16 protein-coding genes are annotated in these 22,292 nt (G+C 57.0%); 2 read left to right on the top strand and 14 right to left on the bottom strand.

Translation table 11 applies throughout. The features are described from left to right. Positions 1-658 precede the first annotated feature (658 nt). The 8 genes from M3223_RS23000 to M3223_RS22965 form a co-directional block, all read right to left on the bottom strand. Complete coding sequence (locus M3223_RS23000) at positions 659-1,147, bottom strand: NUDIX hydrolase (protein ID WP_251566030.1); 489 nt, start codon at positions 1,145-1,147, stop codon at positions 659-661. Between the two features lie 21 nt (positions 1,148-1,168). Further along, positions 1,169-2,452, bottom strand: coding sequence for a chloride channel protein (locus M3223_RS22995; RefSeq protein WP_251566029.1), 1,284 nt, complete (start codon positions 2,450-2,452; stop codon positions 1,169-1,171). Positions 2,453-2,487: 35 nt separating this feature from the next. After that, on the bottom strand, positions 2,488-3,774 hold the full coding sequence (locus tag M3223_RS22990; protein ID WP_251566028.1) for a PDZ domain-containing protein: 1,287 nt from the start codon (positions 3,772-3,774) through the stop codon (positions 2,488-2,490). 120 nt (positions 3,775-3,894) lie between these two features. Continuing rightward, complete coding sequence (locus M3223_RS22985) at positions 3,895-5,445, bottom strand: S41 family peptidase (protein WP_251566027.1); 1,551 nt, start codon at positions 5,443-5,445, stop codon at positions 3,895-3,897. Between the two features lie 214 nt (positions 5,446-5,659). Next, the gene (locus M3223_RS22980) at positions 5,660-6,865 is read right to left on the bottom strand and encodes a murein hydrolase activator EnvC family protein (RefSeq protein ID WP_251566026.1); all 1,206 of its coding nucleotides are present in this window, start codon (positions 6,863-6,865) and stop codon (positions 5,660-5,662) included. A 12-nt stretch (positions 6,866-6,877) separates the two neighbouring features. Then, the gene (ftsX, locus tag M3223_RS22975; RefSeq protein ID WP_251566024.1) at positions 6,878-7,795 is read right to left on the bottom strand and encodes a permease-like cell division protein FtsX; all 918 of its coding nucleotides are present in this window, start codon (positions 7,793-7,795) and stop codon (positions 6,878-6,880) included. After that, positions 7,785-8,471, bottom strand: a complete 687-nt coding sequence (gene ftsE / locus M3223_RS22970; RefSeq protein WP_353057728.1) for a cell division ATP-binding protein FtsE — start codon at positions 8,469-8,471, stop codon at positions 7,785-7,787. The genes ftsX and ftsE overlap by 11 nt, the downstream gene beginning before the upstream one ends. A 324-nt stretch (positions 8,472-8,795) precedes the next feature. Further along, positions 8,796-10,367 (bottom strand): FAD-dependent oxidoreductase, encoded by a 1,572-nt coding sequence (locus tag M3223_RS22965; protein ID WP_251566022.1) that lies wholly within the window; start codon positions 10,365-10,367, stop codon positions 8,796-8,798. Positions 10,368-10,536: 169 nt separating this feature from the next. On the opposite strand from M3223_RS22965, the gene M3223_RS22960 reads away from it, so the two are divergent. Further along, positions 10,537-12,372 carry a VanW family protein gene (locus M3223_RS22960; protein ID WP_251566020.1) on the top strand — a complete coding sequence of 612 codons (1,836 nt, stop codon included), beginning with the start codon at positions 10,537-10,539 and terminating at the stop codon, positions 12,370-12,372. Positions 12,373-12,562: 190 nt separating this feature from the next. After that, positions 12,563-15,001, top strand: coding sequence for a bifunctional diguanylate cyclase/phosphodiesterase (locus M3223_RS22955; protein WP_251566019.1), 2,439 nt, complete (start codon positions 12,563-12,565; stop codon positions 14,999-15,001). 72 nt (positions 15,002-15,073) lie between these two features. On the opposite strand, the gene M3223_RS22950 is transcribed toward M3223_RS22955, so the two are convergent. From M3223_RS22950 to argB, 6 genes are all read right to left on the bottom strand, one after another. Further along, positions 15,074-15,733, bottom strand: a complete 660-nt coding sequence (locus M3223_RS22950) for a TraX family protein (RefSeq protein ID WP_251566017.1) — start codon at positions 15,731-15,733, stop codon at positions 15,074-15,076. Positions 15,734-15,939: 206 nt separating this feature from the next. Continuing rightward, positions 15,940-17,355 carry an argininosuccinate lyase gene (gene argH / locus M3223_RS22945; protein WP_251566015.1) on the bottom strand — a complete coding sequence of 472 codons (1,416 nt, stop codon included), beginning with the start codon at positions 17,353-17,355 and terminating at the stop codon, positions 15,940-15,942. Positions 17,356-17,427: 72 nt separating this feature from the next. Further along, on the bottom strand, positions 17,428-18,666 hold the full coding sequence (locus tag M3223_RS22940; RefSeq protein WP_251566013.1) for an argininosuccinate synthase: 1,239 nt from the start codon (positions 18,664-18,666) through the stop codon (positions 17,428-17,430). Positions 18,667-18,984: 318 nt separating this feature from the next. Further along, complete coding sequence (argF, locus tag M3223_RS22935) at positions 18,985-19,965, bottom strand: ornithine carbamoyltransferase (RefSeq protein ID WP_251566011.1); 981 nt, start codon at positions 19,963-19,965, stop codon at positions 18,985-18,987. 228 nt (positions 19,966-20,193) lie between these two features. After that, positions 20,194-21,378, bottom strand: coding sequence for an acetylornithine transaminase (locus M3223_RS22930; protein WP_251566009.1), 1,185 nt, complete (start codon positions 21,376-21,378; stop codon positions 20,194-20,196). 68 nt (positions 21,379-21,446) lie between these two features. Then, a complete protein-coding gene (argB, locus tag M3223_RS22925; protein WP_251566007.1) occupies positions 21,447-22,238 on the bottom strand; it encodes an acetylglutamate kinase in 792 nt (263 codons plus the stop codon). Between the last annotated feature and the right edge of the window lie 54 nt (positions 22,239-22,292).

The following is a 22,292-nucleotide window of genomic DNA, read 5'->3' as shown; positions in this document are numbered from 1 at the left end:
GCGAATCCACGGTTCACTGGGTTACGAATCGCCAGATCGGTTTGAAGCAGCTTACTACGAGCAGCAGAACCGATGAACTACGTTATGCGGTGTCCACTTTCTTGACAGAGGTCCACAAACGACCTTAACGGGCTCGCTGAGCCGCGATTCGGCTCGCTTAAGGGCTTCAAACGACCTTAACGGGCTCGCTGAGCCAAAATCGGCTCCGGTAAGGACGTCAAACGACCTTATCGAGCTCGCTGAGCCGCGATTCGGCTCGCTTAAGGGCGTCAAACGACCTTATCGAGCTCGCTGAGCCGCAATTCGGCTCCGGTAAGGGCTTCAAACGACCTTAACGGGCTCGCTGAGCCGCGATTCGGCTCGCTTAAGGGCGTCAAACGACCTTATCGAGCCTGCTGAGCCAAAATCGGCTCGCTTAAGGGCGTCAAACGACCTTACGGGCTCGCTGAGCCGCGATTCGGCTCCGGTAAGGACGTCAAACGACCTTATCAAGCTCGATGAGCCGAAATCGGCTCGCTTAAGGGCGTCAAACGACCTTATCAAGCTCGATGAGCCAAAATCGGCTCCGGTAAGGACGTCAAACGACCTTAACGAGTAACGCTGCCCCTCCCATAACTTAACTTATGGGACAGCCCCTTCGTGTTTCTTACGAAACTCTTTATTCAAGAACCTTCCAGCCATCCAAACGAACTGCCTCGACGGGCCAATCGGCTTCATCGGCCAGCCAAGCCAGCGCCTGCATCACAAGCGGCGAGCAGCTTTTTTCGTTAAGCATGCCGGGATCGGCCCATTCCGTTCCAAGGGAATCGTTATTGGGGATGAATTCTTCCATTTCAAGCCCGCCGGGCACGCGCTCTGCCAGATAAAAAATCGCGATATGGTGAATATGCGACGTGCCTCGCTTGTCCAGCTTATAAGGGATGACAAAATCCGCCGTCCCCAATTGACGGTCCGGGCGAATATCAAGCCCTGTCTCCTCTCGCAGCTCTCTGCGCAGCGCGTCGGCCAGCGGTTCTCCCCCTTCTACGCTACCGCCGGGCAAGTCGAACCGATTGGTGTAAGGCCCGCTATGTTTACGAATGACAAGCAGCTTGCCTTGCTCCACACATATTCCGTATACACCTAAATGCCGATGCCACAGTTCCATCCTCATCACTCCCCTGCGCTGTCACTCCGCTGTTTCCCGCCCATCCTTGCGAACAACAAGCCGCTGAGACGAATAGATGCCGCCATGCCCGGAGCATAAATAAGCGATCACGCTCACGGTCATAAAATAAACGGCTGCATCCGCGCCGAACAGCTCCATTCCGAGAATGAAGCAGGCAATCGGTGTGTTGGACGCCGCGCTGAACACGCCGACCAGCCCCAATCCTGCCAGCAGCGGCGCAGGCAGCTGCAGCAGCGGGGCAAGCGCATGGCCTAGCGTTGATCCGATGACAAACAGCGGCGTTACTTCCCCGCCCTGAAATCCAGCTCCTAGCGTAATTGCCGTAAAAGCCAGCTTCCACAGCCAAGCGAGCGGCCCAACCTCGCCCGAGGGCTCAAACGACGACTCCAGCAGCGGCAGGCTCAGGCCAAGATAGTCTCGCGTTCCCGCAGCATACACCAGAGCAATGATGACAAAACCTCCGGCAGCAGCACGCAGCGGAGCCTGCGGAATCCATTTGGCCGAAGCTGCGCGCACAGCATGAACGCTGCGGATAAACAGCCGCGCGGCTAGTCCGAACAGGATAGCGGCGGCGGCCGCCAACGCCAGCGTCTTCAGGTTTACGGCAGGCACTTCGCCCAGCCGGTATACGTGATGGCGAATTCCCCAGGCGCGCGTCACCGCATCTCCCGCGAGCGCCGCCACAAGACAGGGAAACAGCGCGTTATGACGCAGCAGACCGAGCGCCAGAACCTCCAGTCCAAACACGGTTCCCGCAAGCGGCGTACCGAACACGGATCCGAAACCTCCGGCAATTCCGCACATAAGCAGGATGCTGCGGTCCGTGGCCCCGATTCGAGTGATTGTACCGGCCAGCCAAGCGAGCGATCCGCCCATTTGCACGGCTGTGCCTTCCCGGCCTGCCGAGCCGCCGGTCAGATGTGTCAGCACCGTTCCCGCAAGCACCAGAGGGGCCATGCGAAGCGGAATGCGCTCGCGGCCCTCATGAATGCTGTCCAATATTAAATTGGTGCCTCTGCCGGCTGTCCCGCCGTATGTTTTGTACAACCAGCTGACAGCAAAGCCGACTACCGGAAGCAGCCAAAGCAGCCACGGATGAGACAGCCTAACCGCTGTCGCGGCTTCCAGGCACCAAAGAAACAACGCCGAAGCCGAGCCGGCAAGCAGCCCGGCAAAGGTGCCGAGCAGCAGCCACTTGACCAAATAAAGCATCATTCCGTTTGGCCGCTGCCAGCGAAAGTTGAGGCGATTTGGCTTTCCTGTTTCATCCTGATGCGCTCTCATGCCTTTTTTCAACCTCCAGCAGTCCAATCCCTACATTACATCGCAGCGCCTTCGCCGCCGCTGCTCCTGCGGGCCGTCCGATTTCGCCGCAGCAGGCTGAGCAGCGACAGATGCGGCTTGGCCGCATAATATCCGGAGTCCTCATCCGGAGCAAGCAGCACTCCGAGCTGATGATGCTCCCCGGCAAATCGCGCTCTCTGGACAAATTTGATTTGGCCCTCCAGATTGATGACCTCAAGCTTGCAAAATGCCGGATTTTCATGAAGCGCATCGTACAGCTCTTCCTTGGTGCGCACGCGCTGTCCGTTCACCTTATGAAGAACCTCTCCGGCCTCAAGCCCCATCTCCTCCGCTGGAGCACCTGGGACGATACCAAGAATGCAGAGGCCGCGCTCATCATGCACAAAACGCGGCGGCTGCCGCCGCTGGAGAAATTCCCCGAGCAGCGCCAGCGATTCATGCAGCCCCAGCGCCGCAAGTGCCGCTACCGGAATTAGCGGCGAAGCATAAGCAGCTGCAAGCGCAAGCACGGCAAGCGCTCCGCTGTAAAGAAGCAATCGGCGCGAGGCAAGCCGCGCCTGCTGCTTCGGCAGCGAAGAAAGCGCGAGATCGGCAAAGCCGACGATTACCGGCAGCGCGAGTACAGTCCAGCCGCCTTCCCAGGCATCTCCGCCGAGCAGCGGCGTCCAAGGTAAAACCGCCGAGCCCCCGGCAGCCGGAACGAGCAGCAGCAGCGGTACGGGCCAGAAGCCTTGAAGCGAATAGCCGCCGATCAGCTTGCCCCGCTTGCCCTCCAGGTAAAGCGGAGAAGCGAGCTGAGCGGAATCGCGCCGCACGAGCAGCGCCTCGGCCGCATGCAGCCCCGCTACTAGCAGCAATAGGCCAGGAATATCAAGAGCGGCTAATGATTGCGCCGCTTGTCCAACCGCTCCTCCGCTTTCATCCAGCGACAACATTCCAGAAGCTGTCTGCAGCAGCCCCAGCACTCCGACGCTGTAGGCAAAACAAAGGTATCTTACGCGCAGCAGCGCCAGTACAGCTGCAGTTCCCCACAGCCAAAGCACAGTGTCCGGCGTAAGCATCACGCCGACAAACGCAGCAGCCACAGATACGGCCGCCCCGGCAAGCAGACCCCAGCCGGCTGCCCGCAGCAGCTGCAGCGGCCATACGTGGAGCCGCACATGGAACAGGCTTCGCTCCGTGCGAGTGCGGTGAATATAAGCCAAAACCATGATCAAACAGGATACATAGTAAAAAGGCTGGGACAGCAATTGCAGCGCCGCCGAGCCGTAAGCACGCATTAGTTCCATTGTCAGTTCCAAGCAAGCACCTCTTTCTGTTCAAGCTTATTAGCTCTTATTGTTCGACAAATAAAGGCCGAATTCCTCCCCTGGAGAAGAATCCGGCCTGTCAGCTTGCCCTTATGATGCGTCTTCCTGCGCTTATTTAAGCGCGCCTTGCCCGCTTCGCAGCGCCTTCACCGCCGCCTTGAGCTGGGCGTCATGCTCTCCGCTCATTACCCAAGCGCGCACCGCTCCCTCCAGCTTCTCCTGGGTCGGCACGTCAGCGATTCCGCTCGCCTTGAGGCCGCTCGCCTTCTGGAATTTCTTAACCGCCTCGGCAGTGCCGGAGCTAAAATAACCGTCGGTCCGCCCGGGGCGGTAACCGAGCCCCTCCAGCATGACCTGAAGATTTTTGGCATCCTCGCTTATCGCATCGGCCGCAATTGACCCGGAGCGCGAAAGCCGTGAAGCCGTATACAGCGCTGGCGGATTTGAGTTGATATCAGGCTTGATGCCGCTGCGGTGAATCCAGCTTCCGTCCGGAGTCAGCCACTTGGCGATCGTCATTTTGACGAGTCCGCCCTCCAGCTGGCGGTCATAGCTAACCTGGACCGTACCTTTGCCAAAGGAGGTCTCGCCTACCAGAACCGCTCCCGCCGACTGCCGGAGAGCTCCCGCAAGGATTTCCGACGCGCTTGCGCTGCCCTTGTTGATCAGCACCGCGACTGGATAGCTTTTGCCGCCGCCCTCCGACATTACCTTTTCCGCCACCTGGCCGCGCTGTTGAATTTGCACGATCGGCCTTCCTTGCGGCACAAACGGCTGGGCAATTTGCTCTACGACAGGCAGGATGCCGCCGGGATTATTGCGCACATCGATAACAAGGCCCTTCAGCCCGCTCTTCTCCAGCTGGGTTAGCTCGGCCGCGAATCTTTCCGCCGTATTCATTGAAAATTGCCGGATTTCAATCAGGCCAATGCCGCCGTCCATTTTTTTGGCATGTACAGTTTCAACGTCAATCTCCGCGCGCACAACACGGACGGAAAACGGATTGCCGCGCCCGCCCCGCAAAACAACCAGATCCGCCTTGCTGCCCTTCGGACCGCGAAGCTTGGCCACCGCCTCCGAGATCGGCAGGCCAGACAGCTCGGACCCGTTAACGGACAGAATAACGTCTTTGGCCGCAAGCCCCGCTTTCTCCGCCGGCGAGCCTTTAATGGGGGAAACGATGACAACCTTGCCTGCCTCGGATGTAACCTCCGCTCCTACACCTCCAAACGAGCCTTCAACCGCTTCCGCAAACTGTTTGGCCGCCTTAACGTCCATATAGGTCGAGTACGGATCGCCGAGCGCCTCCACCATGCCTTGAAGCGCCCCGTTCACCAGCTTGTCGCGGTCCACCTTTTCGTAAAACTGGCGCTGAATTAGCTCCATTACCATGTTCAGCCGCTGCAGCTCTTCCTTCGACAATCCCGCGCCTTCCTTTCGGGACTCCTCCTTGCGCGTTTCCGCTTGCTGGCTCGCTGCTGGAAGCGGCGCCGCCTTCGCCTTCCATGCCGTTCCGGCCGCCTCGGCTGCCGCTGGCTGTTTAACCGCCGCAGGCTGAGCTCCCGCAGGCACTGCGCCGCCAAGCATAAGCGCAGCCGACATAGCGGCTGCCAGGACAGCCTTCAAACCGCCTTTGCCGCGCCTCGTTTTTGTATGATGCATCGCCAATCTCCTCCCTCATCTCCCCCGGACTTGCCTCCGGGCCGTCAGGCGATTAGTATGCAACAACAGGATGAGGATTATTTGGCAAAAAAGGAGAGCATATGAACAAAGTGTCGATGATGTGCAAAAATAAAAGCCCCTTGGCCCGCCTAACGGCGGACAAAAGGGCTTTACAAAATATCAATATGAATCCATGAAGCCTTAATGAAAATGGCTAATTCGATTTTTGGCCTAAATAAGTCATCGGATTGACTGGCTCACCGTTTTTGCGCACTTCAAAATGAAGATGATTGCCGGTGGAGTTTCCGGTAGAACCGACCTCTCCGATATGCTGGCCGCGTTTAACCGTTTGGCCCTTCTCAACAAGAATTCCTCCGTCAAGAATATGCGGATAAAGCGTCCATAATCCGTTGCCGTGATCGATAACGATCGTATTTCCATAACCGTTCCACCATTGAGCCACAATAACTACGCCGCTTTCCGCAGCATAGATGTTTGTTCCGGCAGGAGCAGCCATATCAACTCCAGCATGCATTTTCCGCTTGCCGGTAATAGGGTGAATCCGATAGCCGTAGTTCGAGCTTAACCGGTAGGAGGACTTGATCGGCATTGCCAGCAAACCCCCGCTGTAGCTGCTGTAGCTCTTTTTCTTCAGCGAGTTCTTTTGTCTGATCAGCTTGGATTCCTTGGTGGCGAGCTCGATAAGCAGCTTTTCCTGCTCCTCGCTGATGTCGCCAAGCGCGTCCAGCTTTTGATTGTAAGTTGAAATCAGCTGGGTTTTCTGAGCTTCCTTAGAAGCCAGCGTCGCCCGGTAATCGGCTACTTTGGCGTACAAAGTTTTGACTTCGGCAAGCTGAACCTCAACCTGGGCTTTCTTTTCAGCAACGAGCTTTTTCTCCTGCTTACGGCTTTGCAGCGTTTCTTTATCCTGGTTCATAATCGTATGCAGCGAATCCAGACGTCCCAGAAAATCGGAAAAGCTCGTGGCGTTCAGCAGCACATCCAGGTAACTGACCCGGCCGTTCATAAACGTAACGCGCATGCGCGATTGCAGGCGCTCATCCTGTTTTTTGATACGCTGCTCGGCCTCGTCCAGCTCCTGGGCGGTACGGTTGAGCGTTTCCGTTCGCGCGTCGACCTGACTCTGAACGTCATTCATGCGCATGCCGACGGTATTAATTTGAGTCATGACGGATTTCAGCGTCTCGACGGTGTTCAGCTTCTGGGTCATGATGGTTTTAGATTGCGCCTCGGCTTGCTTTTGGTCCTTGGCGGCGGCTTGCATCTTTTGACGAACCTGCTTTAACTCTCGGTTTATGCGATCCGCTTGGGATGATGCTTGCGCGGACAACGGCACAGCCGTCAGGCACAGCGCACCGGCAAGAACAGCTCCCAGCAGTTTACGGTAACGTTTGTTCAAGCTGCAATCCTCCTACACTTTCAGATATCTGCGGACGGACAACACGCTTCCCCATACGCCCAGCATCGTGCCGATGCCAACGGTCACAGGGATGACGATAGAGGCGGCTTCACTTATGGATATGAGCTGAATGCTAAGCAGCCCGAGATCGAATTCGGACTGGCGAACCAGTTCGCCATAGCCCAGCAGCACGACAGCGGCCGTAAGCGCCGAGGACAGAAATCCAATAAGCGCTCCTTCAACAAAAAACGGCCAGCGGATAAAGGCGTTGGTCGCCCCGACAAGCTTCATGATGCTGATTTCCCTCTGGCGTCCGATAATCGTCGTCTTGATCGTCGTTGCGATGAGGAACATCGCTGTAATCGCAAGGCCTGCAACGATGGCTAGACCGACGTTGCGCACCATATCGGTAATTTTGAATAACGTCTCAACCGTTCCCTGACCGTACTTCACCTGCTGAAAAGCCGGCGGGTCCTGGGCGCTGCTGATTGCCGTCACCTCGCCCGCAACAGTTGCTATCGCAACCGGATCAAACACTTCAATCGTAAAGCTGGCCGGCATCGGGTTATCCTCGCCCTGGTAGTCCTGAAGCAGCTGTTTGCCGTCCTCTCCGAGCATTTCGCTCATTTCCTGGAGATTCTGTTCCGGAGTGCGGTACTCGACTCCCTTCACCCCGGAAATATTGCGCAGCTTGTTTTCCAGCGCCTTTACGTCCGCTTCCGCCGTATCCATCTGCAGAAACGCCCTGATCTCCACCTGGCTTTCGAGCTGCCCAGCCAGCTTGTCTACGTTAAGCGCCAGCATCATGAACACGCTGAGGATAAATAGCGATACAAAAATGCTGCTGACCGAAGCGAAGCTCATCCATCCGTTGCGAAAAATATTGCGGATGCCTTCCCGGATATGCCGCCCTAACGTTCTAAGCTTCATATCCGTAATCTCCTCTCGCCTGGTCACGCGCGATAAGCCCGTTCTCGATGGCGATAACCCGCTTGCGAAGGGTGTTGACGATCTCGCGGTTATGCGTCGCCATCACAATCGTTGTGCCGCGGAAATTGATCTCTTCCAGCAGATTCATAATGCCCCAGCTTGTCTCGGGGTCCAGATTGCCGGTAGGCTCGTCAGCGACGATAACGCTTGGATTGTTGACGATTGCGCGGGCGATCGCCACCCGCTGCTGCTCGCCGCCGGACAGCTGCGCCGGGAGATGGTTATGCTTGCCGCCAAGACCGACGAGCTCCAGCACCTCCATCGTGCGTTTTTTCATCAGCTTGCGCGGGGCCTCGATGACCTCCATCGCAAAAGCCACATTTTCATAAGCGGTCAGCTTCGGCAGGAGGCGGTAATCCTGAAAAATAACGCCGATATTACGCCGGACGTAGGGAATCTTGCGCGGCTTAAGCTTGCCAATATTGAAGCCGTTCACGAAAAGCTGGCCTTTGGTCGGGAACTCCTCGCGGTAAATCAGCTTCATAAACGTGGATTTGCCGGCGCCGGACGGCCCGACTATATACACGAACTCATTGCGGTCAATGACCACGGACACTCCTCTAAGAGCGTGAGCTCCGTTCGGATAGGTCTTCCAGATGTCCATCATTTCTATCACGTATTAACTCACATCCTGTCTATATTCCGCTTATTGGTGTTCGACAGAAAGAGGGTATTTCCTTTCCCGCAAGGGGCTAAACCCTTAATTTTCACAATTCTCATCATCGAACGCGGACATGCGATGGAGTTCGACAGCGATGCTAGTGAGGATAATGTCGAATTTTTTCAACTATAGTTAACATCGGTAGAAGAGTTTGGCGAATGAAGCCAATACGAGGGTTAATTGAGGTTATGAAAAGATTCTCATTATTTGGGGCGGGCCGATACGATGCGGCAATTAAAACAGCCAGCCGAATGGCCGGCTGGCTGGCTGTTTTTCTTTTTATTGAAGCTCCTGTTCCACGGTCAGCTTCTTGAGCGGCTTCTCAGCCGGACCTTCCAGCACGGCGCCGTCATAACCGAAGCGCGACCCGTGGCAAGGGCAATCCCAGCTCAAATCGCCGGAGTTCCACCTGCATTCGCAGCCCATATGCGTGCATGTCGTATCGACCAAATGCAGCTTCCCTTGCGGGTCGCGGTAGCCGCCTGCGCGTTTGCCCGCTACCTTCACAACCGCGCCTTCGCCCGGCTCCAGCGAGTCCGGCAGCCGCGTCGGCGATTCCAGCTTGCCGGAAATGAGCTGTCCCGCAACGTTCAAATTTTCTTTCACGAACGTTTTGATCGACGGGTCGGCATGGAATCGCGCCGGCTTAAACAGCTCCAGATGTTTGTTTTGACCGGTGTTGACCAAATCGCTGATGATCAGCGCCGCCAGCGTGCCACCCGTCATGCCCCATTTGTTAAACCCCGTCGCGATGAGCATATTGGGGTATTTGTCCCTGACCGGCCCGATATAAGGCATCTCATCCAGCGTCGTCAAGTCCTGAGCCGACCACCGGTAAGGGATATGTTTCACGCCGAGCAGCGAATCCGCGAATTGCTCCAGCGCTTCATAATGCTGAATCATCGGCGCGCCTTGGCCGGTTTTGTGATTTTCGCCGCCAACGATAACGACCGGACGGCCGTCCAGCTCAGCCGCCCGCAGCGAGCGGACCGTCGCTCCCGCTGACAGGTACATGCCGCCGGGAAACGGCTGCTCCGATTCTACCGCCAGCACGTAGGAACGCTGCGCATGCAGTCTGGAGAAAAACAGCCCGCCGCCGTCGGTAAACGGGAAATGCGTCGCTGATACGGCCCAGCTGCAGGACACGGTGCCGCCTGCGGCGCTATGCAGCATAATCCGCCCGTCCTGCTTGTTCTCCTCAACCTTTTCCGTGACAACCGTATTCTCATAAACGGTTAGGCCTAGCTTCAGCGCCTCATCCAGCAGCCCTTTGAGATATAACAGCGGGTGAAAACGCGCCTGGCCCGGCAGCTTGATCGCGCCGCGTTCAGAAAGGCCGTCGAGAGGCAGCTTGTCTACCCATTCTCCGGGCAGTCCGATTTGCTGATACGCCTTCCACTCTTTCTGCAGCAGCTCCAAGTCCGCTTCATTATCTGCGTACAAATAAGCGTCCTCGCTTGTTAGCCCGCATTCAATTCCGAGCGAGGCCGCCGTATTCTGAATCCATTTCAGCGCCTCGTCGTTTGCGTCAAAATACTGCTTGGCCTGCTCCTTGCCCAGATGCTGCAGCAGCTTGTCATAAATAGCGCCGTGCTGGGCTGTAACTTTAGCTGTCGTGTGTCCGGTCGTGCCGTCCAGCAGTTTACCTGCCTCTAACAGCGCCACCTTCAAGCCGTTTTTGCATAACAAATAGGCGCTCGTGATGCCGGCGATGCCGCCCCCGACAACCGCCACATCGGCTTTAATTGTACCTTTGAGCGACGGGAAAGACGGAAGCGATGATGTTGCCCGCCACAAGGACTCCGGCAGCTGCGGCAAACGGCTGGCGGCAACGGGATCAATATTGTTCATAAGAGCCTCCTCATAATGAAAACACTACATCCTTTTATTCCCATTTATGCTCTGTAAAATTCCCTTACGTTCTATTTGCGCCAGACCCCTATAGCAAAAAGAAAGATATAATTCCGCCCCGGCGCGCATAAATCTAGTAGACCACGCTCACCAGAAGGGAGGATTGCCTGTGAAAAGGCTCCACATGCTATTAATCGTTGTACTTGCCCTCATGCTGGCTGCCTTCGCGATATGGGGGCTGCTCTGGATATACGGCTCCAAATCAAAAGTGCCCAACGGCACGGAAGCGGCGGGGCTTCCGCTTGGCGGCCTTCATAAAGCGGAGGCGCTGCAGCTGCTGGAAACCTATCGGCTTGCGCTGGACAATCGCGTTGTCACGCTGGCGGACGGAACACCGTCCGCCTCTTCCGGCGAGGACAAGCCTGTAGGAGCCGCAGCGAACGACGGCGCTCCCTCTGGAACAGCCGCAGCTCAAAACCAAGCCGCTCCCCAGTTAGAGTCCGCAGACGGCTCTATCTCTGCAACGGCCGAGCGCAGCGCGTCATGGGCGCTGGACGAGCTGGGACTGCGCATCAACCTGGATGCTGCCGTTGCCGCGATTAGTAAGCTTGGCGAAGGCTCTGTGCTGGAGCGGGCCAAGTACCGCTGGAATTGGGGCAACCAGCTGCCCGTAACGCTTGCTTCGAACCGGAAACAGTTCGACGCCGCAATCCGTAAGCAATGGGGCTTTTATGACGAGCGGAAGCCCGTGGACGCCGTTCGCACGATTACCCCTTACGATAAAGTCGTTTACACTCCAGGCCGCAACGTCCTGCATCTTGACTTGGAGCGCCAGCATGAGGGCATTCTCCGTTGGGCGGCTAAAGGGCTCGGCAATAATGAAGCGGAACAGCCTGGCGGCGGAATACGCAGCTCTGCCAAGCTCAAGCCATCCCGCCTGCCGCAGCTGGACGGGCCCGGGCTGCTGGCCGCTCTCGGCGTTGAGGCCGGCTGGAACGGCACGCTGCAATTTCGCTCCGTTGCGCCAAAAGTTACGCTGGCGTCGCTCAAGGCGGAAGGCGTCGAGCGGCTGATCGCCTCTTTTTCGACCGATTACAGAACAAGCTCGCAAGGCAGAGCCTTCAACGTATCCGAGACGGCGCGCACGCTTAACGGCTGGATGCTTAAACCCGGCGAGGTATTCGACTACGGCGAGATTATCCGCATTACGGAGCGGGAGACCGGCTACCGGGAAGCGCCTGTTATCCTGAACGGCCAGTTTACGCGCGGTATTGGAGGAGGCATATGCCAGGTGTCCAGCACGCTCTACAATGCGGCTCTCCGGGCGGGACTGGAAATTGTGGAACGGCGGCATCACTCTCTGCCGGTCTCCTATTTGCCGAAGGGACAGGATGCAACATTTGCGGAGGGTTCCATTAACTTCCGTTTCCGCAATACGACCGGCAAACATCTGATTATCCGCACTTATACCGGAAGCGGGCAGCTGACGATCAAGCTGTTTGGCACCATGCCTAAAGAGGTGCGCTACAGCATCGTTTCCCGCACAGTGCGCACTCTCTCCCCCCCTGTCCGGCTTCGCCGAAGCTCCGGCCTGGCCCCGGGCCAGCAGGTCGTGCTGAAGAAAGGGAAAACGGGATATATCGTCGAAACCTACCGGATTCGTTATGAGAACGGCAAAGAGGTATCCCGCACCCGCATTTCCCGCGACACCTACAAGCCGCAGCCGGCCGTCATTATGGAAGGCCCCGCTTCCGCTCCAATTCCACCTTCTCCTGGACCGGGATCGGAAGCCGATCCGCACGGCGCGGAGGAAGCCGGACCGGCTGGAGGGGCGGGAACGCCGCAGCCGCAGCCGCAACCGAAAGATCGCCAAACGTTTGAAGAGCTGGAGCAAATGCCGGACGGTTCATCCCCGCCGACTGAACCGCCGCTGCTGGAGGACGGTATTCGACTGCTTGGGCCGGAACAGAGCAGCCTTCTTCCGGAATTCCCCTTTGTCTCTTGATGCAGCCTCCACTGTTCCGCATGTTAGAAGAAGCGTGAATAACCCGCCAATCTCTTCCGCAGAGATAGGCGGGTTTAGTTTTTTTTACAATTATGACCCCTGGTCGTAAATCGAACTGAGAATCAGGGTAAAAAGTCCTACTTCTTATGCCGATTATAAGAGAAGAGTCACAATAAAAGGAGAATCCATTATGGTGCATCACGAGCCGATTCAAGGCTCCTACAATATAGCGCTCGTCGCCCTCTCTCTGCTAATCCCTGTTGTTGCGTCCTTTGCAACGCTGGATTTGGGCATTCATATCCATAAAGCCCGCGGCAGAGCGCGTTACGTGTGGACATCCTGCGGCGCGCTTTCGATGGGCATGGGCATCTGGTCGATGCATTTCATCGCCATGTTAGCCTTTCATATGCCAATCCGGGTCACCTACAGCCCGCTCGTCGTTGTTGCCTCTATCCTGCCTGCTATATTTGCCTCCTACCTGGCTCTGCGCATCATCAGCCGGCCTTCCTTGAAGCTCCCCAGGGCCGTGCTGAGCGCGTTTCTGATGTCTTTGGGAATCGTCTCGATGCATTATGTTGGAATGGCCGCGATGCAGATGGATGCTATCATCCGTTATAATCCAGGTCTCTGGGCGCTGTCCGCGCTTATTGCGTTTGTCGCCTCGCTCACGGCTCTATATCTGATGTATTCCGTCAAAATAAAAGCCGACCAGCCCCGTCAATGGCTGCGCAAAGCCGTTGCCTCGCTCATAATGGGCGTTGCAGTCTCGGCGATGCACTATACCGGAATGGCTGCGGCGAGCTTTTACAACCGGCATTCTAGCGAACCTGCCGGCGACAATATGCTGAGCAACAGCCTGCTCGCCTACGCGATTGGGATCGGCATGTTAGTTATCCTGAGCATGGTATTTACGAGCACGTATGTGAACCGCCGCTTTGAATCCCAATCGCGGGAATCCGAGCGCAAATTCCGGTCCGTAATTGAATCGGCCAGCGATGCGATCATTTTGGCGGACAGCCGCATGCTTATTCAATCGTGGAACCGGGGAGCGCAGCTCATGTTCGGCTACAGCGATAAAGAAGCGGTTGGCCAGCCGTTAGACATGACGATTCCCGACCGCTTCAAGCAGGCGCATGCCGATGCGCTGCAGCCTTTTCTCATGCTGGAAGACGACACCCTCCCGGGTCTTGGCAGCAGGCTGGAGCTGTACGGCTTGCGGAAGGACGGCACCGAATTTCCAATCGAGCTGTCGCTGGCCGGATGGGAAGAGGAAGGCCAACCCTTTTTGAGCAGCATCATCCGCGACATCACCGAGCGCAAAAAAGCCGAGCATAAGATCAACCAGATGGTTTATCTCGATCCTTTGACCGGTCTGCCCAACCGCCATCTGCTGAACGAACGGCTCAAGGAGGCGCTGGACCAGGCAGGCGAGTCCGGCCTGATGATCGGCATTATGTTCCTCGATCTCGACCGCTTCAAATATATTAACGACACGCTGGGCCATACGATGGGTGATCTGCTGCTCGTTGAAGTGTCGATCAAGCTGCGCGAATGCGTGGACAAGCAGGACACAGTATCCCGCCAGGGCGGCGACGAGTTCATCGTGCTGCTGCCGGGCACCTCTGTAGAGGAGATGACGGTCAAAGCTCAGCGGATTCTGCAGACATTTAATCAGTCTCTGCTTGTCGGAGGCCAGGAGATGTTCGTCACCCCTTCGATTGGCATGAGCCTCTATCCGGCCGACGGCAAAACACGCGATGCGCTAATTAAAAACGCCGACACGGCCATGTACCGGGTCAAGGAGCAGGGCAAAAACAACTACCAGTTCTATACCGCTGAAATGAACGAAGCCGTTACCCGGCGCATGAATCTGGAGATCGGCTTGCGCAAGGGCATCAAGAAAAACGAGTTCACCGTCCACTATCAGCCGCAGGTCGACATTCCAACCGGTGAAATCGTCGGTGTTGAGGCGCTCATCCGCTGGCAGCATCCGCAGTGGGGACTGATTTCCCCGGCTGAATTCATTCCGCTTGCCGAAGAGACCGGCCTGATTATTCCGATTGGCGAGTGGGTGCTGCGCGAGGCATGCCGTCAAAATAAAGAGTGGCAGGATGCCGGGCTTACGCCGCTGCGCATTGCCGTCAACATCTCTTCCCGTCAATTCCAGCAAAGCGGCTTTGTCGAGCTGGTGAGCCGTGTGCTTAAGGATACCGGCCTGGAGCCGCAATACTTGGAGCTGGAGCTGACGGAGAGCATTGTGCAGAACTCGGCTCACGCCATCTCCATCATGCACAAGCTTAAGGAAATGGGAATCTTCCTGTCCATTGATGATTTTGGCACGGGCTACTCCTCGCTCAATTACTTGAAGCTTTTCCCGATCGACAGTCTCAAAATCGACCAAAGCTTCACGCGCAATCTGCTGCAGGACTCCAAGGACGAGGCTCTTGTGCACACCATCATTAACATGGCGCATAACCTCGGGCTGAAGGTCATCGCCGAAGGCGTCGAAACCGGCGAACAGCTGCAATATTTGCTGCTGCGCCACTGCCATGAAGCTCAGGGCTATTATTTCAGCAAGCCGGTTCCGGCAGAGATGATTTCCAATTTGCTTGGCTCGAAGAGCGCATAGGAAAAGGACCTCAATACCCCTTTACGGTGTCTTGAGGTCCTTCATGTGCGGCGTGCGGCGTGCGGCGCGGAGTCAACCTTCAATCCAGACGTACAAAACAGCCAGCACGGCCAGATGCGCCGGGTAAAAGGCCCGCCAGAGCCAGCGCGGCACGCGCAGCTTATCCAGTTCCGCCCGCACCTCTGCCCCGTATACAAGCAGCAGCGTCGACACGATGCTGAACATCTGGATGCCCCACTCCGGACCTTTTACAATCAAATAAAATACATTCAGCAGCAAGTGCAATAGAACGGTCCACAAGCCGCGCGAGTAGCGGTACAGAAGGATGAGCAGCAGTCCGTACGCGTTGTAATCAAAGGGCAGCTCGGTCATGACGGCTGCGGCAGCCAGCACAATCGGCAAAATCATCGTCCAAGCCGCTAAGCGCGGCAGCCGGCTGGTTAAAAGGCCGTCAACGGCATAGAGCACCAAAGCGGAGGCCAGCAGGCTAAAAATGGCGTTGTACCCCGTCGTATTAAACGCCAGCATATACGGGAGCTGCGAGAGCAGAGCAAGTCCGGCAAGCCGCAGCAAATACTTCGGCCGCGAAGAGGTCATCCGGTACCCGACCGTAATGAGATAGGCATAGATGGGAAACGAGATCCGGCCTACCACCCTCCAGCCTGTCGAGTCAGGGAAAAACATCAGCCCGACATGGTCCAGCAGCATCGTGACGATGGCGAGAAGCTGCATCGGTTCACTCCTCCTGTAAATCGATCGATCTATCCTGATTGCTCCAAGTATAGCCCACTAAAATCAAAACGAGCAAACCAGGCCCTTTTCAGGGCCAAGCATGCTCGTTTTTTAATATTGACCGCTTAATAGAACGGGGGAAACGGGAAGCCGCGCCAAGGGCGTCCCTGTTCATGCTGCGCCGAACCCCGTTTAACACCGGCTAGCTAAACGTCTCCCTGCGTATGCTCCTCTACCCATGCCGCGACGCTTTCCAGAGCCTGGGAAGCGCGCCCAATGGCCGCCTCGACCTGCGGGCGAGCCGTGCCGCCGTACACATTACGAGCGTTCACAACCGTCTCCGGCTGCAGCACTTCATAGATGCGCTCGTCGAACAGCTCGGAGAAGCCTTTGAACTCCTCCAGCGTCAGGTCCAGCAGGAACTTGTCGTTCTCGATGCAGTACAGCACCGTTTTGCCGATCACCTCATGCGCCTGGCGGAAAGGCAATCCTTTGCCGACGAGGAAGTCGGCGATGTCGGTCGCGTTGGAGAAGTCTTTGTTGACCGCTTCGCGCATCTGCCCTTTGTTCACCTTCATCGTGGCGATCATCGGGGCAAACAGGCGCAGCGCGCCGGACATCGTTTTGACCGTGTCGAACATGCCTTCCTTGTCTTCCTGCATGTCCTTGTTGTAGGCAAGCGGCAGCGACTTCAGCACCGTTAGCAGGCCGACCAGGTTGCCGTATACCCGGCCTGTTTTGCCGCGCACCAGCTCCGGAACATCCGGGTTTTTCTTCTGCGGCATAATGCTGCTGCCCGTACAAAACGCGTCATCCAGCTCAACAAAGCGGAATTCCGTGCTCGACCAGAGAATGAGCTCCTCGGACAAACGCGACAGATGCATCATCACGATGGACGCATGCGACAGGAATTCGAGAATAAAGTCGCGGTCGCTCACCGCATCAAGGCTATTTTCATAGACGCGGCCAAAACCAAGCTGCTCCGCGACAAAATGGCGGTCGATCGGGAACGTTGTGCCCGCCAGCGCGCCGGCGCCAAGCGGCAGCGTATCGATCCGTTTGTAGCTGTCCTGCAGGCGCTCGATGTCGCGGCCGAACATGCTGACGTAGGCCATCAGATGATGGGCAAACAGAATCGGCTGCGCGCGCTGCAGATGCGTGTAACCCGGAACAATCGTATCCAGATTCTCCTGGGCTTGTCCGATCAGCGCTTCCTGCAGGCTGCGCAGCAGGCCGACAAATTCAACCACGCGCGTACGCAAGTACAGGTGCATATCGGTCGCTACCTGGTCGTTGCGGCTGCGTCCCGTATGCAGCTTGCCGCCGACTGGCCCGATGTCCTCAATTAGCGCCTTCTCGATATTCATGTGAATGTCCTCGTCGGACACGCTGTATTCCAGCTCGCCTTTACGGATTCGCTCCAGCACACGCTTAAGGCCGCCTTTAATCGTTTCCACATCTTCCGCCGGCAAAATGCCCTGTTTGCCCAGCATGCTCACATGCGCCAGACTTCCGCGCACATCCTCTTCAGCCAGCTCTTTATCAAACGTAATAGATGCCGTATATTCCTCAACCAGCTGGTCGGTCTGCTTCGTGAACCGTCCGCCCCATAATTTGCTCATTAACCTTGCCCTCCCCAGAGTAAATGGCAACGGGCCTGCGGGCTCCTGTACGCCCGCAAGCCCATCGATAACTTATCCTTTGCGGCTTTGCTCCACGCCGGAGGATACTTTCAGACGCAGCGCGTTCAGGCGAATGAAGCCTGTCGCGTCGCCCTGATCGTAAGCCTGCGACGGATCGGCCTCCATCGTAGCGATGTCGGGATTGTACAGGCTGACCGGGCTTTTTACGCCGGCGCCGATGACATTGCCTTTGTACAGCTTCAGGCGCACGATGCCGGATACGTTTTTCTGGCTTTCGTTGACGAGAGCCTGAAGCGCCAGACGCTCCGGCGCAAACCAGAAGCCGTTGTATACCAGCGTTGCATACTTGGCGATCAAGGAATCGCGGAGATGCATTACGTCGCGGTCCATCGTCAGCGACTCCATTTTGCGGTGAGCCGAGAACAGAATCGTGCCGCCCGGAGTCTCGTAGACGCCGCGGCTCTTCATGCCGACAAACCGGTTCTCGACCATATCAACACGGCCGATGCCATGTTTGCCGCCCAGCTCGTTGAGCTTCTCCATCACCTGCAGCGGGCTGAGCGATTCGCCGTTAACCGCCGTACAGTTGCCTTGCTCAAACGTCAGCTCCACGTACTCCGCCTGGTCCGGGGCGCGCTCCGGGGAGACGCTCAGCACGTACATGCCTTCGTTTTCCTCGGAGCTCGGATCGAACCAAGGGTCCTCCAGCATGCCGCTCTCAAAGCTGATATGCAGCAGGTTGCGGTCCATGGAGTAAGGTTTGGCAGCGGAAGCCTGTACCGGAATGCCGTGTTTCTCCGCATAAGCGATCATTTCAGCGCGTCCCGGGAATTGAGCGCGGAACTCTTCGCTGCGCCAAGGCGCGATCACTTTGATGTCTGGAGCAAGCGCGGCTGCCGTCAGCTCGAAGCGCACTTGGTCATTGCCTTTGCCGGTTGCGCCGTGCGCAATCGCGGTCGCTCCCTCGGCGCGGGCGATGTCCACCATGCGTTTAGCGATCAGCGGACGCGCGATGGATGTGCCGAGCAGATATTGTCCTTCGTAAAGGGCTCCCGCTTGGAACATCGGGTTAATGAAATCCTTTGCGAATTCATCGCGCAGATCGTCGATGTAAATTTTAGATGCGCCTGTAGCCAGAGCTTTCTCTTCCAGGCCGTCCAGCTCTTCCTTTTGGCCGATGTCAGCAGTGAACGCGATGATTTCAGCGTCGTAGGTTTCCTTGAGCCATTTCAGAATGACCGATGTATCCAGACCGCCCGAATAGGCGAGTACGATTTTTTCCTTTGCCATATAAACTCTTCCTTCCTCAATTGAAAAATGAAACCATATAGTGAAAAGTACCCGCTCCGCCAAAGGCCGGCCCTCCGATCGCTCTTGAACTCAGATTTCCTCGAACTTAACCTCCCGCAGAGGTGGAAATCCGACTTCAAATGCGAACGCTAAAGCTTCTTCGGGCTCAGCCTTTGGCTTCGCTTCTTTTTCAACGCATAATTAGCGTGGTAAACCGTTCAACCCTCAACCCATTGTTAACCTAACTAACGGTTCAAGCCGTTGAACTTTACCAGGGTTAAATCTGTAAGACTAATCGTTCCGAACAAGCAGTCAAGGCTACATCAGCGCGGCCATAATGGCCTTTTGCGCATGCAGGCGGTTCTCCGCCTCGTCGAACACGATGGAATGTTTGCCGTCGATTACGCCTTCGCTCACTTCTTCACCGCGATGCGCAGGCAGGCAGTGCATGAACAGATAGTCCGCTTTGGCATGACGCACCAGCTCCTCGTTCACCTGATAAGCGGCGAACGCTTTTATGCGCTGCTGCTGCTCCGCTTCCTGCCCCATGCTCGCCCATACGTCCGTATACACGATGTCGGCGCCTTCAATGGCTTCGCGCGGATCGCGGCATACGTGGATATTCGATCCCGTGCCCGACGCAACCGCTTTGGTCTGGCTGACGATATCCGCATCCGGCTCGTAGCCTTCCGGCGTCGCTACGCTCATATGCATGCCCAGCTTGGCCGCTCCCATAAGCAGGGAGTGCGCCATGTTGTTGCCGTCGCCGATATAAGCGACCTTGAGGCCCTCCAACCGGCCTTTATGCTCCAGCGCCGTCTGGTAATCGGCCATAACCTGGCACGGATGCTCCGAATCGGTCAAACCGTTGATGACCGGAATGGTCGCTCCGCGGGCCAGATCGATAACGGTGCGATGCGCAAAGGTGCGGATCATGATGCCGTCCAGATAGCGGGAAAGAACCTGGGCCGTATCCAGAATAGGCTCGCCGCGGCCGATTTGCAACTCGTTGCCGCTCAAGAAGAGCGCATGGCCGCCAAGCTGGTACATCCCGACCTCAAAGCTGACACGCGTGCGCGTCGAGGATTTTTCGAAAATCATGCCCAGCGTTTTGCCCTTCAGCGGCTGATACGCCTCTCCGCTTTTCTGGCGTTGCTTCAGCTCGATCGCCAGATCAATCAGATAGCGGAGCTCCTGCGGCGTGTAATCGGCCAGCGCCAAAAAGTCGCGTCCCTTCAGGCTGGCAGCCAGCTCTTCGTTATCCTTTCCGGTTAAAACGGAAGTTTCCTGTGCGCTCATGCAAACATCACCTGCTTTTCTATGAAAATCCGCTTAGAAATACGGTGAAAAAGCGACCGCTACACCAAAGGCCGGCCCTCCGATCGCTGTTGAACTCAGAATTCCTTGATTACACTCTCCCATAGAGGTGGAATTCCGACTTCAAAGGCGAACGCTGACGCTTCTTCGAACTCGTCCTTTGGCTCCGCTACTCTTTTCACCACTTTCTAGAAAATGCGGTTTTAAGGATTATTTAGAAAGGGTTACTGTTTTTTCTTTAAGAACCGCTGAGATAATACCGACCGCCTGGTCAATCTCCTCGTTGGAAACGAGCAGGTTCGGCAGCAGCCGAACGACGTTAGGCCCAGCCGGAACGACGAGCAGGCCGCGCTCGCGCATTGTGGCGATGACGTCTGAAACGGGACCGCCGCATTCGATGCCGATCAGCAGGCCAAGCCCGCGAATCTGCTTCACCCACGGATTGCCCGCCAGCTTCTCGCGGAGCTGGCCTGTCAAATAACTGGCCGCTCCCGCAGCGCGGTCGGAAAGCCTTTTGCCGGCAATCTCCTGCACCGTTGCCTTCACTACAGCCGAAGCAAGCGGCGTCCCGCCAAACGTTGTTGCGTGGGAGCCTGGCGTAAACGCCTCGCGCAGATGCTCCTTGGCCAGAATAGCTCCAACCGGGAAGCCGCTGCCAAGCCCTTTGGCCGCCGTGAAAATATCCGGCTGAATGCCGTAATGCTCATGAGCGAACAGCTTGCCGGTGCGCCCCATGCCCGTCTGCACCTCGTCGAGAATAAGCAGAATGCCTTTGTCGCGGCAAAGCTTGCTCAGGTCATGCACGAATTCCGGCTTTACCGGGAGCACTCCGCCCTCGGCCTGAACCAGCTCCAGCATAACCGCAGCCGTATGATCGCCGATCGCATTCTCAACGGCAGCCAAATCATGCATCGGAACCGTAACAAAACCTTCCGGCAAAGGCAGGAAGCCCTCCTTCACCTTATCTTGGCCGGTCGCCGTCAGCGTTGCCAGCGTCCGTCCGTGGAACGATTGGTTAAACGTAATAATTTCATAGCGGTGCTCGCCCTTTACCTTCTGGAAGTAGCGGCGCGCCAGCTTAATTGCGCCTTCGTTCGCTTCCGCACCGGAGTTGCAGAAGAAGACCGCATCCGCGCATGTATGTTGAACGAGCAGCTCAGCGGCTTCCTCCTGCCCCGGGATACGGAACAGGTTGGACACATGCCACACCTGGTCCAGCTGCGCAATCAGCGCTTCCTTGATTGCCTGCGGCGCATGTCCCAGATTGGTCACAGCGAGTCCGCTCATAAAGTCCAGATACTTTTTGCCCGTGTCATCCCACAGCCAGCTTCCCTCGCCTTTAACAAGCGCAAGCGGGTATCTCGCATAGGTCGGGAATAATGCCTCTCCGCTCATTTCTTCTCCGCCTCTCCGGTTCAAAATAATCGCGGGGCCTGGAGCGCATTCGCGCCCGGCCCTCCGCGTCAAACTTCGATTATCGTGCCGATGCCGCCTTCGAGCACAGCGCGGCTAAGTACGTTAGGCTCCGTGCCGCTGACGATAACAACCTCACGCACATCGCCGTGCAGGCATGCCAGCGCCGCTTTTACTTTGGGGATCATGCCGCCGTAAATCTCGCCCGAGGCAATCATCTCTCCGATTTCTTTCGCCGTAATGCGGGGCAGCACCTGCCGCTCGCCGTCGACGACCCGCATGATGCCCGGCACGTCCGTTACAACGATCATCCGTTCCACGCCGAGCTGCGAGGCAACCGCTCCAGCCGCCGTATCCGCATTGATGTTGTAGCGCTGGCCCTCCGCGTCGATGCCTACCGGCGCGATGACCGGGATATACCCCATCTCCATTACGCCTTCGATGACCGCCGCATTAACCGCCGTCACCTCGCCGACATGGCCGATCTCGGCAGCATTAGCCACCGGCTTCGCCTGAATGAGCATGCCGTCCACGCCGGACAGCCCTAGCGCGCGCGCGCCTGCTCCCTGGATGCGCCGGACGATCTCTTTGTTAATCGTGCCGGACAATACCATTTCCACCACATCAAGCACTTCCTCCGTCGTCCGCCTCAAACCGCCAACGAACTCCGTCTCTATGCCGAGCTTCTCCAAGGTGCCGGAAATTGCCGGGCCGCCGCCATGAACGATGACCGGACGAACGCCCTTCTCCTGCAGCTGCCGCAAATCTTCGAAAAAAGCGGCGGGCAGCGCCGCAAGCGTGCTGCCCCCGCATTTCATCACAAAACGCTGTTCCTTCGCCATCCGCTCACGCAAGCTCCTTCCTTGCCCGTACTGCCCGCGCCTGTACACGCGCAG

It is taken from the genome of Paenibacillus pasadenensis (assembly GCF_023715725.1).
GTDB classification, from domain to species: Bacteria; Bacillota; Bacilli; order Paenibacillales; family Paenibacillaceae; genus Paenibacillus_O; species Paenibacillus_O pasadenensis_A.
Note: the sequence above shows the minus strand (reverse complement) of the source record. Positions and strands in the feature narration are given on the sequence as shown.

Excerpts from the sequence above, each read along its gene's own strand:
- M3223_RS22995 (WP_251566029.1), bottom strand. The coding sequence starts at position 2,452 with ATGAGAGCGCATCAGGATGAAACAGGAAAGCCAAATCGCCTCAACTTT.
- M3223_RS22955 (WP_251566019.1), top strand. The coding sequence starts at position 12,563 with ATGGTGCATCACGAGCCGATTCAAGGCTCCTACAATATAGCGCTCGTC.
- argH (WP_251566015.1), bottom strand. The coding sequence starts at position 17,355 with ATGAGCAAATTATGGGGCGGACGGTTCACGAAGCAGACCGACCAGCTG.
- M3223_RS23000 (WP_251566030.1), bottom strand. The coding sequence starts at position 1,147 with ATGGAACTGTGGCATCGGCATTTAGGTGTATACGGAATATGTGTGGAG.
- argF (WP_251566011.1), bottom strand. The coding sequence starts at position 19,965 with ATGAGCGCACAGGAAACTTCCGTTTTAACCGGAAAGGATAACGAAGAG.
- M3223_RS22930 (WP_251566009.1), bottom strand. The coding sequence starts at position 21,378 with ATGAGCGGAGAGGCATTATTCCCGACCTATGCGAGATACCCGCTTGCG.
- M3223_RS22985 (WP_251566027.1), bottom strand. The coding sequence starts at position 5,445 with ATGCATCATACAAAAACGAGGCGCGGCAAAGGCGGTTTGAAGGCTGTC.
- M3223_RS22965 (WP_251566022.1), bottom strand. The coding sequence starts at position 10,367 with ATGAACAATATTGATCCCGTTGCCGCCAGCCGTTTGCCGCAGCTGCCG.
- ftsX (WP_251566024.1), bottom strand. The coding sequence starts at position 7,795 with ATGAAGCTTAGAACGTTAGGGCGGCATATCCGGGAAGGCATCCGCAAT.
- M3223_RS22950 (WP_251566017.1), bottom strand. The coding sequence starts at position 15,733 with ATGCAGCTTCTCGCCATCGTCACGATGCTGCTGGACCATGTCGGGCTG.
- M3223_RS22940 (WP_251566013.1), bottom strand. The coding sequence starts at position 18,666 with ATGGCAAAGGAAAAAATCGTACTCGCCTATTCGGGCGGTCTGGATACA.
- argB (WP_251566007.1), bottom strand. The coding sequence starts at position 22,238 with ATGGCGAAGGAACAGCGTTTTGTGATGAAATGCGGGGGCAGCACGCTT.